At 33.9% G+C, this 17,338-nt stretch carries 16 protein-coding genes; 8 read left to right on the top strand and 8 right to left on the bottom strand.

The features are described 5' to 3' along the window. Positions 1 to 2: 2 nt before the first annotated feature. Positions 3 to 155 (top strand): hypothetical protein, encoded by a 153-nt coding sequence (locus DFQ08_RS16130; RefSeq protein ID WP_181858370.1) that lies wholly within the window; start codon positions 3 to 5, stop codon positions 153 to 155. A 20-nt stretch (positions 156 to 175) separates the two neighbouring features. Here DFQ08_RS16130 and DFQ08_RS06395 read toward each other — a convergent pair whose 3' ends face one another. Further along, the gene (locus DFQ08_RS06395) at positions 176 to 1,150 is read right to left on the bottom strand and encodes a bile acid:sodium symporter family protein (RefSeq protein WP_114308984.1); all 975 of its coding nucleotides are present in this window, start codon (positions 1,148 to 1,150) and stop codon (positions 176 to 178) included. A gap of 158 nt (positions 1,151 to 1,308) precedes the next feature. Between DFQ08_RS06395 and DFQ08_RS06390 the strand changes: the two genes are divergently transcribed. The 6 genes from DFQ08_RS06390 to DFQ08_RS06365 all read left to right on the top strand — a co-directional run bounded on the left by DFQ08_RS06390 (position 1,309) and on the right by DFQ08_RS06365 (position 7,293). Then, on the top strand, positions 1,309 to 1,674 hold the full coding sequence (locus DFQ08_RS06390) for a hypothetical protein (RefSeq protein ID WP_147269450.1): 366 nt from the start codon (positions 1,309 to 1,311) through the stop codon (positions 1,672 to 1,674). Positions 1,675 to 1,980: 306 nt separating this feature from the next. Then, positions 1,981 to 2,904, top strand: coding sequence for a hypothetical protein (locus DFQ08_RS06385; RefSeq protein ID WP_114308982.1), 924 nt, complete (start codon positions 1,981 to 1,983; stop codon positions 2,902 to 2,904). Continuing rightward, positions 2,904 to 4,895 carry a TonB-dependent receptor plug domain-containing protein gene (locus DFQ08_RS06380; protein ID WP_114308981.1) on the top strand — a complete coding sequence of 664 codons (1,992 nt, stop codon included), beginning with the start codon at positions 2,904 to 2,906 and terminating at the stop codon, positions 4,893 to 4,895. Before DFQ08_RS06385 ends, DFQ08_RS06380 begins: the two co-directional genes overlap by 1 nt. 4 nt (positions 4,896 to 4,899) lie before the next feature. Further along, positions 4,900 to 5,262, top strand: a complete 363-nt coding sequence (locus DFQ08_RS06375; protein ID WP_114308980.1) for a hypothetical protein — start codon at positions 4,900 to 4,902, stop codon at positions 5,260 to 5,262. A 67-nt stretch (positions 5,263 to 5,329) separates the two neighbouring features. Continuing rightward, on the top strand, positions 5,330 to 6,199 hold the full coding sequence (locus DFQ08_RS06370) for an MbnP family protein (protein WP_114308979.1): 870 nt from the start codon (positions 5,330 to 5,332) through the stop codon (positions 6,197 to 6,199). Positions 6,200 to 6,264: 65 nt separating this feature from the next. Continuing rightward, positions 6,265 to 7,293 (top strand): cytochrome-c peroxidase, encoded by a 1,029-nt coding sequence (locus tag DFQ08_RS06365; protein ID WP_114308978.1) that lies wholly within the window; start codon positions 6,265 to 6,267, stop codon positions 7,291 to 7,293. A gap of 68 nt (positions 7,294 to 7,361) precedes the next feature. Here DFQ08_RS06365 and DFQ08_RS06360 read toward each other — a convergent pair whose 3' ends face one another. From DFQ08_RS06360 to DFQ08_RS06325, 7 genes are all read right to left on the bottom strand, one after another. Beyond that, positions 7,362 to 8,336: a bile acid:sodium symporter family protein gene (locus DFQ08_RS06360; RefSeq protein WP_114308977.1), complete on the bottom strand. Its 975-nt coding sequence runs from the start codon at positions 8,334 to 8,336 to the stop codon at positions 7,362 to 7,364. Further along, positions 8,320 to 11,424 (bottom strand): efflux RND transporter permease subunit, encoded by a 3,105-nt coding sequence (locus tag DFQ08_RS06355; protein WP_114308976.1) that lies wholly within the window; start codon positions 11,422 to 11,424, stop codon positions 8,320 to 8,322. Before DFQ08_RS06355 ends, DFQ08_RS06360 begins: the two co-directional genes overlap by 17 nt. A gap of 5 nt (positions 11,425 to 11,429) precedes the next feature. Further along, positions 11,430 to 12,536: an efflux RND transporter periplasmic adaptor subunit gene (locus tag DFQ08_RS06350; RefSeq protein WP_114308975.1), complete on the bottom strand. Its 1,107-nt coding sequence runs from the start codon at positions 12,534 to 12,536 to the stop codon at positions 11,430 to 11,432. 17 nt (positions 12,537 to 12,553) lie between these two features. After that, positions 12,554 to 13,870, bottom strand: coding sequence for a TolC family protein (locus tag DFQ08_RS06345; RefSeq protein ID WP_114308974.1), 1,317 nt, complete (start codon positions 13,868 to 13,870; stop codon positions 12,554 to 12,556). A 71-nt stretch (positions 13,871 to 13,941) separates the two neighbouring features. Continuing rightward, positions 13,942 to 15,312 carry a sensor histidine kinase gene (locus tag DFQ08_RS06340; RefSeq protein ID WP_114308973.1) on the bottom strand — a complete coding sequence of 457 codons (1,371 nt, stop codon included), beginning with the start codon at positions 15,310 to 15,312 and terminating at the stop codon, positions 13,942 to 13,944. 11 nt (positions 15,313 to 15,323) lie between these two features. Then, positions 15,324 to 16,010 (bottom strand): response regulator transcription factor, encoded by a 687-nt coding sequence (locus DFQ08_RS06335; RefSeq protein WP_114308972.1) that lies wholly within the window; start codon positions 16,008 to 16,010, stop codon positions 15,324 to 15,326. Positions 16,011 to 16,407: 397 nt separating this feature from the next. After that, positions 16,408 to 16,785 (bottom strand): Fur family transcriptional regulator, encoded by a 378-nt coding sequence (locus DFQ08_RS06325; protein ID WP_317048379.1) that lies wholly within the window; start codon positions 16,783 to 16,785, stop codon positions 16,408 to 16,410. A 119-nt stretch (positions 16,786 to 16,904) separates the two neighbouring features. On the opposite strand from DFQ08_RS06325, the gene DFQ08_RS06320 reads away from it, so the two are divergent. Continuing rightward, positions 16,905 to 17,294 (top strand): MerC domain-containing protein, encoded by a 390-nt coding sequence (locus tag DFQ08_RS06320; protein ID WP_114308970.1) that lies wholly within the window; start codon positions 16,905 to 16,907, stop codon positions 17,292 to 17,294. Positions 17,295 to 17,338 lie beyond the last annotated feature (44 nt).

Here is a 17,338-nt window from a genome sequence, read left to right as displayed (position 1 = left end):
TTATGAAATTTGTAAAAGACGAAGACGAAGACAGAAAAGATTACATATTACAGAAAGATACCAAAACAAAATTTGGCGCTAAGTTTATCATTTTAGTGCTTATCATTTTAGTTGGCGCCGTAGTGGCATCAGCCATTCACTTTGAACTGTTTTAAATCCTCAGCTTGCTTCGTATTTAAGGTTTAGAATCCATCTTTAAAGCTTTTTGAGAAGCCAAAACACTTATAATCAAAATTTGAGTGGCATGGAATAACATTAATGGCAACAACAGCATTCCTATAGTACTCATCTGACCAAACAAAATCTTAGAAAAAACGGTCCCATGCACCAAGGACTTTTTAGTCCCACAATATTGGGCCGTTATTTGGTCTTCCGCGCTAAATTTTAAAGCCTTAGACAACCATCCGGTAAGATAAAATATGAGTATAAAGAGGGCAACAACTCCTATAAATAAGAAGAGCAAATCGAGTAGCGCAATGCCGCTGAATATGTTGTTATAAAAGGATTCTGAAAAGCTCTTGTAGATGATGAGTAAAATAATAGACTTATCAAATAAGGTGAGTTTTTTGCTATGACGTCTGGAAAATTCCCCTAAAAACCGTTGTAAAAAGAGCCCGAGAATTACAGGAAGTATAATTTGGACAATTAATTTTATATAGATTTCAGTAAAATCGAAATCAGACTGGTTTTGGGTGATGAAAAGACCCATCCATAACGGCGTAATCACAATTCCTATAATTCCTGAAATACTTGCATTAAATATGGCTGCAGGAATATTGCCTTTAGCCATTGAAACCATAACTACAGAAGACGATACGGTTGAAGGTAAAGCGGCTAAGAAAAAAAAGGCCAACCAAATGACTTCTTGTTCTTGATTCTGAATAAAAGGTCTAAACAGTAAAACCAACAACGGAAACAATAAAAACGTAGCACTTTGTACTAAGAGGTGTAACTTCCAATTTTTAAGTCCGGATCGCAGCTGCGCAGGACTTAATTTTAAACCATAAAAAAAGAATATAAACGAAATTCCAATGGTACTGATCGTATTAATTGGGATTTTGCTACTTGCGATTCCCCATTGCGGAAAAAAATAGGCAATACTAATGACCGCTATAATACTCAATACAAATTTATCAATCTTTATTCTCATCTCGGATGCTCGTTTAAGTACTGCGAATTAAAGTATCTTTTAGTAAAGGTTCTAAACATATCAGAAAATTATTTCAAAATAAATAAAAATTAGGGCGTCATAAATTCATCTGAAGCAAAACATTAGGATGTTTTAAAAAAAAATAAGAACTTCGCATTGTGAAAACAGCAACTCTTTTCTTAGCGTGCTTTATGCTTCTAAAACCTACAATTCCTTTTGTAGAATACGCTGCGTTTTACGATTATATTAAGAATGAGCTTTGTGTTAATAAAGACCGTCCTCAACTGCAATGTAACGGAAAGTGTCACTTAAAGAAAGAATTAGCAAAAGCCTCCGATTCCGATAATAGTAAAGATAAAAATCACGCCTCATCTTCAGAGCATCAAGTGGTATTTTTCCAAGAGGTCTTTAATGCCCCTATTCATGATGCTGTATCCGATTACAGTCCGCAACTGATCACACCTTATAATAGAATTTACAAATTTCAATTCACAAATTCTATTTTCCATCCGCCTCTAGGGTAATGTTTACATAAAAACTCTTGCTGTAAAGCCATGCCTGTAGCGAAATGAATTCTCATTTGGCCTCACCATGCTATATACGTTCTTCTAATCAGCGTATTTTAATCCTTTATTTAGGAACTAAAATTCGTCTCTAAGAAAGACGTATAAGCTTGCACTTTATACCAAAGGTTTTCCTGTCAATTTTCCTTAATATGTTTGGTCTCGTCGTTTTTAAACAGGCCTTAAACCCTATACCACTTCATTTTATGAGGGTTAACGCGGTGCGTATTAATTTTTCAAGCGTTTTAAATAAACACGTCCTTAGTTATGAAAGAGATAAGTTTTTTTATGACTGCAATACTCGTTGCAGTCACTTCATGTACCTTAGATAAAACGGATTACGAAGATGAAATAAGTACCGAAGTCACCGAACATTTCGACTACGAAACCGTTGTTTCTATTTCCGAAGCGCAGTATCAAATTGATATTGCAGCATTAAACGGCACCTTTTATAAAGGGTATAATGAAATTCGTATACAAATTACAAATACGGACAACAATACCAGTGTCAACAACGCCGAAATTACCTTTTTGCCCCTATTAACCGATACGTTTGGAAACACGAGTTCCGGACCACACCAATACCAATTAGATTACCTCAGCGCTGAAGATTATTATTTAGGCTATACCGTCTTTCCTGAAGAAACAGATGCATCTCAATATTGGGAAGTCCACCTCTCTTTTACAAATGAAGATGTTACGCACAATGTGACTCAAATTATTACGGTTGAAGAACAAACGAATATGAATTTAAACATGACCTCCTTTACTGGAAATGACGGGGAACTGTATTATATCGCCTTGGTGGCGCCACAAAAGCCCTCTATCTCCGAAAACGAATTGGTGGCAGGACTCTATAAATACATGACACCAACTCAAGAAGCAGGCAACTTCCCCGACCAGAGCCAATTTTCATTCGCTAAGGTAGAGGATTACACCATACGTCTAGACCCTAGAATGCCCGAGCCTTCAATGGGAAATCATTCTTCACCAAACAACGAGGACCTCACCCCACATAGTGATGGCTTGTATTACGGGGTGGTGAATTACACCATGACGGGCAACTGGACGTTAAACCTTATACTCGAGAATGAATTTGGCGAAACCTTAAAAGGAACCGAAGTGTCTACAGAATTTACACCAGGCATTGAAGGGACCAAAAGTGAACTCTTTATTGACATCTTATTTTAATGGGAAAACAAATATTTATAACACCGATCTTCTTGCTGTATGGGCTCCTCATTACCGGACAAAATAAGACTAAAGCAAAGGACAGCATTGTAGCCTTAGACGAAGTGGAGCTTATTTCTGTAATAAAGAAAAAGATTGAGACCGACATGAAAATGGCCGTTTCAGTGGATGAGTTTTTAGCCTCTTCAGATAAAATAAGTTTTATTAAACGTGGCGCCTATGCTTGGGAACCCTTATTAAATAACATGAGTTCTGAACGTGCAACTATTACCATTGATGGTATGCATGTTTTTGGAGCCTGTACAGACAAAATGGACCCCATATCGTCTTATGTAGAAAGTAATAATTTAACCGCTATAGACATTGCTTCTGGACAGGAAGGCAATATGCATGGTGCCACCGTTGCTGGAAGTATTGATCTAAAACGGAAAAGTACTCCTTTTAGCGTTACCAAACAATGGAAAGGAGCTTACCAAACCGGTTTTGAAGTTAACAATAAGCAATTTTTCAATTTAGGGAATCTCTCCTATGCTTCAGAAAAATTTGTTGCTGATGCTAGCCTCGCCTACCGAAAGGCCGAGAATTATAGTGATGGAAATTCTGATGAAGTTGAGCATTCACAGTTTAAAAAGCTAAATGCATCTTTAGGTTTAGCCTATAAAACAAGTGATCTATCGTCTGTAAAAGTTGAAGCTATTTATGATGAAGCTAAAGATGTGGGATACCCCGCATTGCCTATGGATTTATGGTTATCTCGCGCTTTAATTACCTCAGCAACCTACAAGCAATTGTTTGAAGAAGGGCTGTTTCAAGCCCTAGATACTAAAGTTTACTTTAATGCCATTGAACACTATATGGATGATACCACCCGTCCTGAAAACTTAGTGCATATGGATATGCCGGGCTGGAGCACCACCTATGGTTTATTATCTAACGCCCACCTGAAAAAGAAAAGTTTCAGTTCAGAAATTCAGCTTAACGCCTATAATAATTATTCTATTGCAGAAATGCGTATGTATCCACAAGACCGTAGTGAACGGAGTATGTTTGCCTATAGCTGGCCTGGAGTAACCACAACATTTGCAGGCTTATCTATGAATAATACTTGGAAAATTTCAGACCGAAGTCTGTTGAGTTTTGGTGGTGCCTTAGGCGTGAATTATAACCATTCTAAATATGTCGAATTCAATTGGATTTTTCACCCTGGAACACCACAAGAAAAAACAAGAATCCTCCCGAGTTTACACGCCGGATATCAGCTCAACCTTAAACGCTTTAATTTCAATATAGGCGGTGGTTATGGTCATAGAGCGCCTTCTGTTTCTGAAGGTTATGGGTATTACATTTATAATAGTTTTGACCGGTATGATTATATCGGAAATCCAGACCTTGACAATGAAATTTCTTACGAAGTAAATGCTAGCGCAGGCTATACTATTGATCGTTTTAGTCTCAACGCTAATGTCAACTATTTCTATATTGATAATTATATTATTGGTCGTATTTTAAGTTTAGGCAGCCCCATGAATTATCAATCTATAGGTGTTAAAGGTTACACCTCTTTAGATTACGCTACCCTATTCAATTTTTCTTTAAATGGAAGCTATTCCATTTTAGACAACCTTCATTGGAATGGTACTTTAACCTATGCTAGAGGTAAGGATAATAACGACAATAACTTACCTTTTATTAGACCTTTAAGCTACCAAACAGGCTTACATTTTCAATACAATAAACTCAGCTTACAAAGCTCTTTAAATGGCGATTTAGAACAAATTAATTACAGTCCAGAATATGGTGAAGACCAAACACCATCCTATACCATCTGGAATGTATCTGCCGATTACAGTTTCAGAATTAAAAATTACAAAACAGTAATTCAGGTGGGTGCCGAAAATGTTTTGAATGAATATTATAGCACTTATGCTGACTGGGGAAACATTCCCCGAATGGGACGAAATATTTTCACGGCTTTAAAATTCAACTTCTAAACCAATGAAAAAAGTTTTTAGTCTTCTTATAACGTTTTTAATACTGCTTGTCATTTCGCAACGCGCAGTCGTTATAGTGCACTTTAAACTGAACCAAAAAGTCATCGCGAAACAATTTTGTGTTAACCAAGACAAACCTGAACTGCAATGTAATGGCCAGTGTTTTCTGCATAAGGAATTAAAAGAAACAGAACATTCAGATTCTAAAAAAACGATTACTACTAAATATTTTGATTGGGTGTTTACACCAAATGATGAGTACGCTATTGCGCTCAAAACAATCAGTAAAAAAAGAATCGTTGTTACCTATGAAAATCTAAAACACAAAGCCCCATATTTAGAAATCGTAGTACCACCTCCCATATAGGTTTGATTTTTAAAAATACACACAAATAAAATTAAATATACCTATCAAACATTACAATATTAAAAAAATGAAACATCTTAAAAATTATATTTTATTAACAGCAATCGTCCTTGGTTTTATGTCATGCAGTAGTGACGACAGTAATCCTGTGGCCAATAACGTAACTCTAGAATTTACCAATACCTTCGGAGATACACCGATTACACTTGGTGCTGCTAATGCTACGGAAGCAACGGTTAATACTTCAGACGCTGGACAAGTTCATCATTTTGAAGAATTAAAATATGTTATTAGCAACATTCGCTTAATTAAAGCTGATGGAACCGAAATTCCTTACAATGTTAATGACTTAGACAACGGCGCTACAGTGATAAATCAAGCCAATACAGAAACCTTAAGTTATGTTTTAAGTGATATTCCAACAGGGGACTATACCGAAATAAAATTTGGATTGGGCGTTAGATCTGATTTAAACACCTTAGATCAAGTTAGCTTTCCTGCATTTTATGAAAACGCCGGAAGTAACGAAACCGCTATGCATTGGGAATGGGGAACGGGTTACCGATTTACTAAAATTGAAGGTTTTTACGATACCGATAATAAAGAATTATCATTCCATTCAGGAAGCACATTAGCAGAAGATGAAGATGGTAATTATATTCAAGGGGTTGATGCTTATAGAGACGTTAGTCTTAGCTTATCCACAACAGCTGTAGTGGGCAGCAATGCACCTCGTATTGCTATTAAAGCCGATTTCGATTATTTATTAAGCGGAAACAGTCATACCATTACACTAGTAACTACAGATGATATTTCTAATAATGCCACCCCAAGTGCGCATACAGCAACGGAAATGATGAAATTTGTAGACAATATTGGTGGTAACGGCAGCGACGATACCTCAGGAATGTTTTCTATCCTAGCTGTAGAAAATTAAATCTTAATTGAAGTATTGGCTTTAGAACCTTACTAAGGCCAATACTTTTTATTCCTAATATCACAATGAAATTATTTATAAAAACGCTAGTTCTGGTCCTTGTATTAACGGCATGTACGCAAGATGACAATACGACGTTAATGGCTTATAACAATCCTGAAATCACCTTAGAAATTCCAACTGATTTTCCCGAGCTCAATGACGCAGTATACAATAATACCCCAACGGAATATGGGGTTGCACTCGGAGAGAAACTATTTTTTGACACACGGCTAAGTGCCGATAACAGCATTTCATGTTCAAGTTGTCACATTCAGGAAAGTGCTTTTGCAGATCATAATCCAAAGGCCATTGGAATTGAAGGGCGCATAGGATTACGGAATGCGCCACCAGTTCAAAATATGGCTTTTATGCAAGTGTATAATTGGGATGGCAATAAATTGCAACTTGAAGACCAACCTTTAGTGCCAATTATTACGCATGAAGAAATGGATTCTTCAATTTTAGAGGTAATGGAAAAACTTGAAGAAGATGAAGCCTATATAGAGTTATTTAACCTTGCTTTTGAAGGCGAAGGAATTACAGCTGATGGAATTTATAACAGTATCGCTCAATTTGAATACACCCTAATTTCTGCCAATAGCAAGTACGATAAGGTAAAACGAAATGAAGGGGCTACCTTTACAGCTAGTGAAGCCCAAGGATACGCTATTTTTCAAGATAAATGCAGCAGTTGCCACAGTACAGAATTATTTACCGATCAATCTTATAGAAACATCGGTTTTCCTATAAACCCAAACACAGAAGAAACCGGACGAGCAAGAATCACAGGGCTTGCTGAAGATTATATGCGTTTTAGAGTTCCAAGCTTAAGAAACATTGAACATACCACACCTTACGGAAGCTTTGGACAATTTACAACATTAGAAGCCTTATTAGATTATTTAGATAGCGGCGTATTAGAGGCAGATAACCTTGACCCTATTTTAAAAGATAATAACAATAGAATCCCACTCACAGCTCAAGAAAAAACAGATTTAATTGCTTTTATGAAGACTTTGAGTGATGTTGAGTTTTTAGGACTAAATGATTAAATTCTACAGCAAATATAACGATACTTAAATCACAAAAGAAAGAGTCTAATATCAGCTATTTAAAGTTTTTATAGTGAAACCTCTCCTCGCTTTTCTAATTTAGAAGCTACGATACTAATTAGTAAAATTTGTATGGCATGAAACAGCATTAAAGGCAAAAGAATAACACCCACCGACGCCATGTTACCAAATAATATCTTAGAAAAAACGGTACCGTGAACTAAGGATTTTTTAGTACCACAAAATTGCACAGTTATCTGATCTTCGGTGTTTAATTTTAACTTTCTAGAAAGAAAACCTGTTATATAAAAAGCTATGCCAAACAATACAATTACGCCTATAAAAACAACACCTATACCTAAAAGAGAAACGGCATTAAAAATACCACCATTAAAAGATTCCGAAAAGCTTTTATAAATGATTAATAAGATAATTGACTTATCAAATAGGGTTAACCTACGATTATGTTTGTGGGCAAACTTCCCTAAAAAATGCTGTAATAAAAGTCCTAAAACTACAGGTAAAATAATTTGAATAATCAGTTTTAGATAGATATCTGTAAAATCAAAATCGGTCTGGGCATCGTTTACAAACAAACCCATCCAAAGTGGTGTTATTGCAATTCCTATAATTCCAGAAATACTTGCATTAAAAATAGCGGCAGGTATATTCCCTTTTGCCATAGATACCATAACAACAGAAGAGGATACTGTAGATGGTAATGCTGCTAAGAAAAAGAAAGCCAACCAAATGGTTTCTTGTTCTTCATTCTGAATTAGTGGACGACATAAAAGCACCAATAATGGAAACATTACAAAAGTAGCACTTTGTACTAAAAAGTGTAATTTCCAATTTTTAAGTCCTGCTATTAATTGTGTTGAATTTAATTTCAATCCATAGAAGAAAAAGATAAGCGAAATTCCTATCGCAGTAATCGTGTCGATAGGAATTTTACTTTTTTGAGCTCCCCATTGTGGAAAAAAATAAGCGATTAAAATAGTCCCAATAATGGATAGGACAAATTTATCAATCTTTAATTTCATGAGCACCTTCTTTATTTTTATAGGCTAAGTAGAATATTTGAGGAAGCACAGTAAAAGATAGTAGCATACAAAACATTAATCCTCCTACAATCATAATAGCTAGTGGTTTCTGAATTTCAGATCCCATTCCCGAAGACATAGCTGCAGGTAATAGTCCCATAGACCCCATTAAAGCAATCATAACAATAGGTCTAATTCTACTTTTAACACCTTGCGATATAGCTTCTCTGATATTCATTTTTTTCATATTTTCTTTCATCACTGCAATTAATATGATACTATTAATGGTGTTAACACCAAACAGAATAATAAAGCCAATTCCTGCTGAAATTCCAAAAACTGTTTGCGTAATCACTAGAGATAAAAAACCACCTACAAAAGCAAAAGGAATAGTAGCAGCGGCTATTAACGTATCTTTTTTATTCCCAAAATTGAAATATAATAAGAATAGAATTAGTAAAAGCACAGCAGGCACAATGGTTGCTAATTGCTTTCCGGCTCTTTCTTTACTTTCAAATTCTCCGGCCCACGTCATTTTATTGGCTTTAGGCAACTGTACATCTCTAGCTACATTTGCTTTCGCTTCTGCAATGGTGCTCCCTAAATCTCGACCTTCAATACTAAACCCAACTGCGATATAACGACTACTATTTTCTCTATAAATAAATGTTGGTCCTGTTAAAAAGCCTATATCTGATATTTCTCGTAAGGGAATTTTTTTCCCAGTCATAGTGGGTATTAAAATTTCACCAATTTTATTTTGGTCATCTCTATAGTCTTTTTGAAACCGAATACGAACGTCAAACATGCGTTCTTCTTCATAAAAACTTGTTGCTGCTCTACCACCTATAGCCATTTCTATAACCGCTTGTGCGTCTGCCATAGCAACACCATATTTACCCATTTTTTTCTCATCGAGCTTAATACGCAATTCAGGTAAACCAATGTTTCTATACACATTTAAATCTTCAATCCCTTCTACATCTCTAATACTATTAGCTACTTGATCGGCATATTTTTCTAGCTCAAACAAATCATCACCAAAAATCTTAACCACTAACGAACTTTTTACACCTGCAACATATTCTTCAACATTATCTTGAATCGGTTGACTAAAACCAAATACCACGCCCGGATACGAATTTAATTCAGCTCGCATCTCTTCTATCAATTCTTCTTTATCAATATCTCTATCCCACTCACTATCTGGAAACAATTGAATGTGAAATTCTATATTAAAAAAACCTGTTGGATCTGTACCGTCATTTGGTCTTCCTACTTGATTAAGCACAAACTTCACTTCTTTAAATTTTCGAAGTTTCGCTTTCATCTCTTTAGCTAATTTTGTCGATTCATCTAAATTTACACTGTTGGGCAACGTAGCTCTAACATATAATGCTCCTTCATTTAATTTAGGAATAAACTCTGAACCATAAAACATAAATGAAATGCTACAGCCAATAACTAAGACTATAAAAGTGACAATAGTGGCTTTTCGTCTGCGGTAACTCCATTGAAATAACTTAAATAAGTTTTGAGTAAAAAAGCGTGATATTTTATTCTCGCGTTCAACAATATTTTTTTTCAATAACACTTTACACATAGCCGGAACAAAAGTGATACTTAAAATTAAAGATCCTACTAGAGCATAACCCAAAGTAAATGCCAACGGTGTAAACATTTTACCTTCTACTTTTTGGAACGAAAAAATAGGTAATAGCGCTACAACTAAAATAATTTGTGCAAAAACGATATACGTTGCAACACTGCCTGCACTCTTTTTTATAATACCAAGTTTACTCATCTTATTAAACTTTTCCATCCCAACTTCCTTGGCTTTATGGTGCATGGCGACAAAGACGGTTTCTACGATAACAAGGGTTCCTTCGAGTAATAAACCAAAATCAATAGCTCCCATAGAGATTAAGTTCGCCGGTAATCCTTGTATTCTAAGCATCACAATAGCAAATAAAAAGGATAACGGAATAACAGCAGCTACAATAACAGTAGTTCTCCAATTAAATAAGAAAATAAACACGATAATAGATACTAAAATAATCCCTTCGAGAATGTTTTTACTAACCGTGTTTACCGTGGCATCTACCAATTCTGTTCGGTCAATAAAAGATTCTATTTTAACGTCTTTTGGTAAAATACGTTCATTTAAATCGGCAATTTTTTCTTTCAATTTAACAATCACATCACCTGGGTTTTCACCACGCAACATAATTACAATACCCTCTACTAAATCTTCTTCATCTTGAAAACCAACAACACCTAATCTTGGTTTTGCCGATACAATAACTTCGGCAACATGTTTTATTAAAATAGGTGTGGTTCCGCGTACTTCAATTAGTATATTCTCAATGTCTTCTTTACTCTCTAAAAGTCCAACACCACGCACTACATAGGCCTGACTTCCTTTTTGTATGACATCGCCACCAACATTAATATTGCTTTTAGAAACAGCCTCATAGACTTCTAAAGGGGATAAATCATAATGTGCTAATTCGGTTGGATTGATTTTAATTTCATAAATTTTTTCTTCACCACCAAAACTTACCACATCGGCAACACCAGGAACAGAAACAAGCTCGCGCTCTATAACCCAATCTTGAATAGAAGCAATTTCTTTTATGGGGCGTTTACTTTTTATTACATACCTAAATATTTCACCAGTGGCGCCATATGGCGGATCAATACTCGCTTCGGCACCATCAGGAAAATCAACTCCCTGAAGTCTATTTGATGCATATTGCTGTGCATAAAAATCGTCTACATCATCTTCAAAAATAACCGTTACTGCCGATAAGCCGAATAAAGAAATAGAACGTACTTCCGCTTTTTTAGGGATAGTATTCATCTGCTTCATTAACGGAAGCGTTACAAATTTCTCTACCTCTTCGGCACTTCTACCTGGCCATTGTGTAATAATACGCGCCCTTGTATTTGTAACATCTGGAAATGCTTCAATGGGTGTGTGAATGTAACTTATAATTCCTGCGATAAGCAATAACGCCGTCAGGAAGAATACAATAATGCTATTCTTAAGCGAAAAGCCTACAATACCTTGAACAAATTTTTTCATCTCAATTAATTTTGAAAGTTTTTAAGTTGCTCATAAATCAGAAGTTGGTTTTTTGAAATAATCTTTTCGTTTTCTTGTAAACCGCTAATCAAAAAAGTCTCTTTTTTATTAGAATTAAGAAGCTCTACTTTTCTAATTTCCACATCACAATCTGTCTTGTAAACCACTACAAAGTTTTGGTTTTGATCAAAAACCATAGCGTCTGTTGAAATACTTATACCGTCGCTATCAAATTTCTTTTCTGCTACAACATCTACCAGCATACCTGGCTTTAGTTTTAAGTCTTCATTGTTTAACACCACACGTGCTTTTAAGACTTTAGCTTCATTATCTAAAACTTGAGAAATGGTTTTAATGGTTCCTTTAAATATTTCATCTGGGTAGGATAATGACGAAATATTTACTTCTATTCCCGCTTGTATACTTTCTATATTTGTGGCGTAAACATTGACTAATACCCAAATTTCACTTAAATCAGAAATTGTAAATAATGGTGCACCTTCTGCAGAAATTTGTGTACCTGTAGCTATAGATGTATCGGTTATAATCCCTGTCTTGGGTGCTTTTATTAGAAAAACATCTTTTCCTGAACTTGCACTAAAAATATTTAAATTGGATGCTACTTTTTGGCGTTCAGATTTTAAAATAGCTAACTCGGTTTGGGCTTCTATCAATTCCTTTTGAGATGATATTTCATCTTTAAACATCCTTTCTACCGAAAGTAACTTTACCTCAGCAACCTTAATTTGTGAATTTAAAGATTGAAATTCAGCATCTAAAGCACTTAACTCTGTGCTTCTTATTTCTGCTAATACTTGCCCCTTTTTCACCGTATCTCCTAAGGAAAAATAGGTCTTAGAAATAATACCACCAACTAAACTTACAAAATGAATTACTTTATCGGGGTTGGTTTCTACAGAACCTGTTAATGAGATGTCTTCTGTAATTTTTTTCTTTATAGGTTGCTCTATTACTAAGCTTTTTTTGAAAGTTTCATCGATACAGTATACAGCGCTTTCTGATGCGTTTTCTGCAATGTCGTTATTGGTATTTCCGCAACTATAGAAAGCACTAAAAACCAGTAATAAAACTATTTTGTGTGATGTATTCATGTTATATTTTTGATTATTTATTTGTTAATTAAATCTTTACCAATGGAATAATTAAGCTTTTCTGCTTTTTCGTTAACGTCTTTACTCGCTTCTAGAATAATAATCTTGTTAGTGAGGTAAGCTTCCATAAAATCTAAATACTCTACTATACTGATATTCTTTTCTTTGAAATTTTGAGTGTAATTTTTAAGCATTATTTCTAAAGAAACATCATAGTCTGCATCTATACTTTCAAAAAAAGCTATGGCATTTATTAAGTCTTTATACGCTGCTGCTACTTCATTTTCAAGCGTTAATTCTAACTCTTGAGAACGTAACTGAGATTGTTCTATTTCTGATGTTGCATGCAGTATATTTCCTTTGTTTCTATCGAATACAGGTAGATCGAAGGATAAACCAAAGCCAACAAAATTGTACATAAAATTTCCACCTCGATCATAGTCTACTTTAAAGGTAACGTCAGGAATACGCTGTGCTTTCTCGTATTCTAATTCTATTAATGACGAAGTCTCCTGAAGTGACGCTATTTTATAATCTGGACGATTTTCTTTTGCTTCTACAATTAAATCTGGGATTGAACGTAATTTAAATCCGTCAGTATCTTTAATAAAACCAGCATCCGTAATCACTAAATCTGTGTTGGCAGATAACCGCATTAATACGTTTAATTCTTTTTGAACCTGATTAATTTCGGTTTTAACGGCATTGGTCTTTTGAGTAATCTCTAACTCTAAAGCTTTTAATCGCACATATTCACCTTTAGAAATATGACCTAATTCAACCTGACGTAAATAGGCATTAGTAAGTTGTTTTACAGACAACAACTCTTCTTCATACATTCTCTTACTCAATTGAAGATATTGTAATTGGGTAAGTTGATTTCTGAATTCAATTTTCAATCCACGTAAAACATCTCGAAAATATTCTTTTGATTTCTCGAGTGAGATATTTTGTATCGCCATTAACTTTTTACGTTTTCCGGCAGTATGAATAAGTTGTTCTAAAGAAACTCCGATTTGCTGTTTTGTTCCAAAAGAACTACCACTATTAAATGCAGGAAGTCCTTCGGTATCAAAAGCATCTAATTGTCCTTGTGTAGCCCATAGGTTAACTTGGTCTATAGTTAAGTTTGGGTTAGGCCAATACTTGGACTGTAATACCATTGCCTCTGCCTGAGAAATTTCTAACTCCTCTGCTAAAAGCTGTAAATTTTCTTTTAAAAATTTAGTTTCACAGTCTTCTCTGCTTAAAATTAATTGATCTTGCCCTTGTGAAGAAAAGGATAAGCTTAACACTAGCAACACCAAAGGTATCTTGCTTTTTTTGTATCTCATAATTTGCTCTTTTAATTATGAGAGCTAAATTGATGTGATTGACCTTAAAATAACCTTAATAGAAATAAATTTTAACTTAATGGGAAACGAACCTCGAAGGTATTTAGGTTCTTATTGGAACTGGTATAACTAATTACTGCGTTATTTAAAGCAAATATTCTTTTGGTTAAAACAAGCCCTAAACCAAAGCCCATTTTCCCCTTACTATTAGTGCCTCTGAAAAAATAATTGAATAAATATTTTTCTTCCAGCTCAGAAATTACAGTTCCAGTATTCTTTATTTGTACAGATAATTGATTCTTCTCCGTGACATCAAAAATTAATGCAGCTTGGTCTGTGTCACCATAATTTATAGCGTTAATAAGCAAATTTGAGAAGGCTTGTTTTATGAGCATTTCGTTAGCAAAAATAGACAGATTACTTTCATCTACGAGATGAGAACCGTAATTAATTTCAAACTTAAAATCAGGATAAATTATATTAAGCTCTGCAATTATATCAAAAATTAAATCATCGACCCTAAAATGTTCCCTCTCAACGTTCTGACCTGCTTCAAACTTTGAAATTTCTAATAGGACATTAATGATATCTCCCAACGATTTGGCTGACTGTATTTGAGTGCTTAAAACAGGCTTTAATTCTTCAATATCCTTATACGTTAAGAGTCGTTCTAATTCTGATACTAGTATAGTTATTGGTGTTTTTAATTCGTGAGAAATGTGATTTATAGTATGTTTCTGAAATAAAAAAGCCTCATTTGTCTTTTTAAACAACTGATTAAAACGGTCGGTAAGGTGTTTTAATTCTAAAGAAGATTCATCTATAGGTAATTCCTTAATATTAACATTACTTAAATCGAGTTCATTAAGTTTTTCAGATAATTCCGTTAATGGTTTTGCTATTTTTTTTGAAAGGTATATGGAAATCAAGATAACGATACCCGAAATAAACACAAAAATACCAATCAACACATTTCCTAAAAAGTAAATTTTAGAATACCCAGAGGCATCATAGGCTTTACTAATAGCATAATAACCAACATTATCATATTCTATATATATTCCAACGATATCATAATTTTTAACTTTGGTTTCTAACCATTGGTTTGCAGGCGAAAGATGATTTAAAATGGTGGTATAATTTGATATAGAAAGGTCATCTATACTACTAAAAATTAAATCTTTTTGCGTATCGAAAATCAGCATTTTTTCATCATAGAAATCATGAATTGTTAATTCATCCATAATTCCCGCAAGTTCCTTACCGTAAGCTTCGTATTGCCCGAGCTTAGACAAGGTTTGTATAATTTTAGTATTTTGTTTTTGTTGAAATTCTTCTTCTCGATATTCTGAAAATAAAATAAATATAGCACCTAAGGATACAGCTAGAAGCACAATTATAGTTGTAGAGAAATAAATCAGTATTTTATTTCTAATTTTCAAAACTGCATATTTTAATTAAAATCTATATAATAACCGTAACCCACTTTTGTTTTTATGGTGTTTTTCCCATAAGGTTTATCTAGTTTATTTCTTAAAAAGCTAATATAAACTTCAATGGTATTCGTATTAAAATCGAAAGAACCTCCCCAGATATCTGTTACCAACTCTTGTTTTGAAACAAACTCTCCTTTTTGCTTCATTAATTTTAGTAAAATTTGATATTCCCTCTGCGTTAAATTAATTTCTTCCGTTTCTCTAAACACTTTTTTCTTAGTTGTATCTATGGTAATACCAGCTATAGAAAGTATTGATGCTTCTTCTTTTTTGTTAATTTCGATAGTACTTCTTTTAATGAGCGAATTAACTCTGAGGATTAATTCTCGCATAAAAAAGGGCTTGGTAAGATAATCATCTGCTCCACAATCATACCCCTTAACCTTATCTTCTAGTTCACTGAACGCCGTAAGCATAATAATAGGCGTTTGGGTATTATAGACTCTAAAATCTTTACAAAGTTCATAACCTGTTTTCCCAGGTAAATTGATATCCATAATTACGCAGCTTAAATCTTCTTTTGATAAAACTCGCTCTGCTAAAATACCGTCATAAATACTTTCCACTAGATAACCTTCAGAAGAGATAGCTTCTGAAATGTTTTTATTCAAAATGGGATCGTCTTCTACTATTAGAATTTTCATTGACAATTATACTTTATTTAGGAGTTTGAGTCTGGTAAATTTACTGCAATATTTTAAACTGAAGCTGTTGATAAACCGTGCTTAAAAAAATCTGATTTTCTATTTCTGAAAATAATCCAAATACGAGAGAATTATAGAGCTCATTTAAAGCTATATACTCCTTAGAGTCCATAGTTTAAAAAGTATAACAAATACCACATTTTAAGCACTACTATAGACAATTTGCTAATTTTAAATGAGTTATTTAATTCTTTAAACACTGCGTTTTAGAAGCGGATAATTTAGACCCTATTTTAAAAGATAATCACAATAGAATACCACTTTCAACACAGAAAAAAACAGACTTAATTGCTTTTATGGAGACTTTGAGTGATGTTAAATTTTTAAATCTTAAGGATTAAGAACACTTTTTACACACTCCTGTTAAAACACAATTTACGTCCTCTACATGGTAACCGTTTGGAATTGAAAATTTAACTTCATTTGGAAGGCATTCTAATGTTTCACAAACCGTACATTTAAAATGAAAATGTTGATGCTTTTGATGTGTTTCATCACAGCCATCGCATAAGGCAAAATATTGTTTACCATCTTCTGCAATAACTTTGTGCAATACACCATCCTCACAAAAACGATTTAGCACACGATAGATCGTTGCTCTATTAATATCAATAGAAATTTCGCCTTCAATCGCATCCTGACTCATAGCCTGTCCGGCTTTAGTGATTACACTTAAAACAGCTTCTTTAGTCGGTGTGTTTCTTCTTTTCATCATTAATGCGATTTATTTGCAATAACTTATTGCAACATCATTGCAATATTATAAATAAATAATATATTTGCCAACCCAGTAATGCGACATAGTCGCTTTTAAAATCATTAAAGTTAAAGGAAGTGAATAAATCAAAAACCAACACCTTAGATATTATAGCATTATCAAGCTCTATAATTTGCGCCATTCATTGTGCTATATTCCCTATTTTACTTTCGTTTTCTTCATTGAGTAGCTTATATTTTTTAAATAATTCATTTATTGAATGGGTATTCATAAGTTTAGGAATTGTGTTTTTATTAACCTCGCTTTGGCCAAGTTATAAAACAATTCACCACAAAACCAAACCTTTAAAAATTGCATTATTAGGGTTTGCTTTTATAGCTATAGGCAGACTTCACCTCACAAATTTATGGGAAGTTAGTAATACGGTTATAGGTGCAACTTTACTCGCTTTCGCACATTATGCTAATTGGAAATTATTACGCATTGCGGTTAAGCAAAACCACTAACTAAAACTTGCAAAAACGAATTTAAAAAACAAAAAATATTTGAA

Source organism: Winogradskyella arenosi, assembly GCF_003337305.1.
GTDB classification, from domain to species: domain Bacteria; phylum Bacteroidota; class Bacteroidia; order Flavobacteriales; family Flavobacteriaceae; genus Winogradskyella; species Winogradskyella arenosi.
Note: the sequence above shows the minus strand (reverse complement) of the source record. Positions and strands in the feature narration are given on the sequence as shown.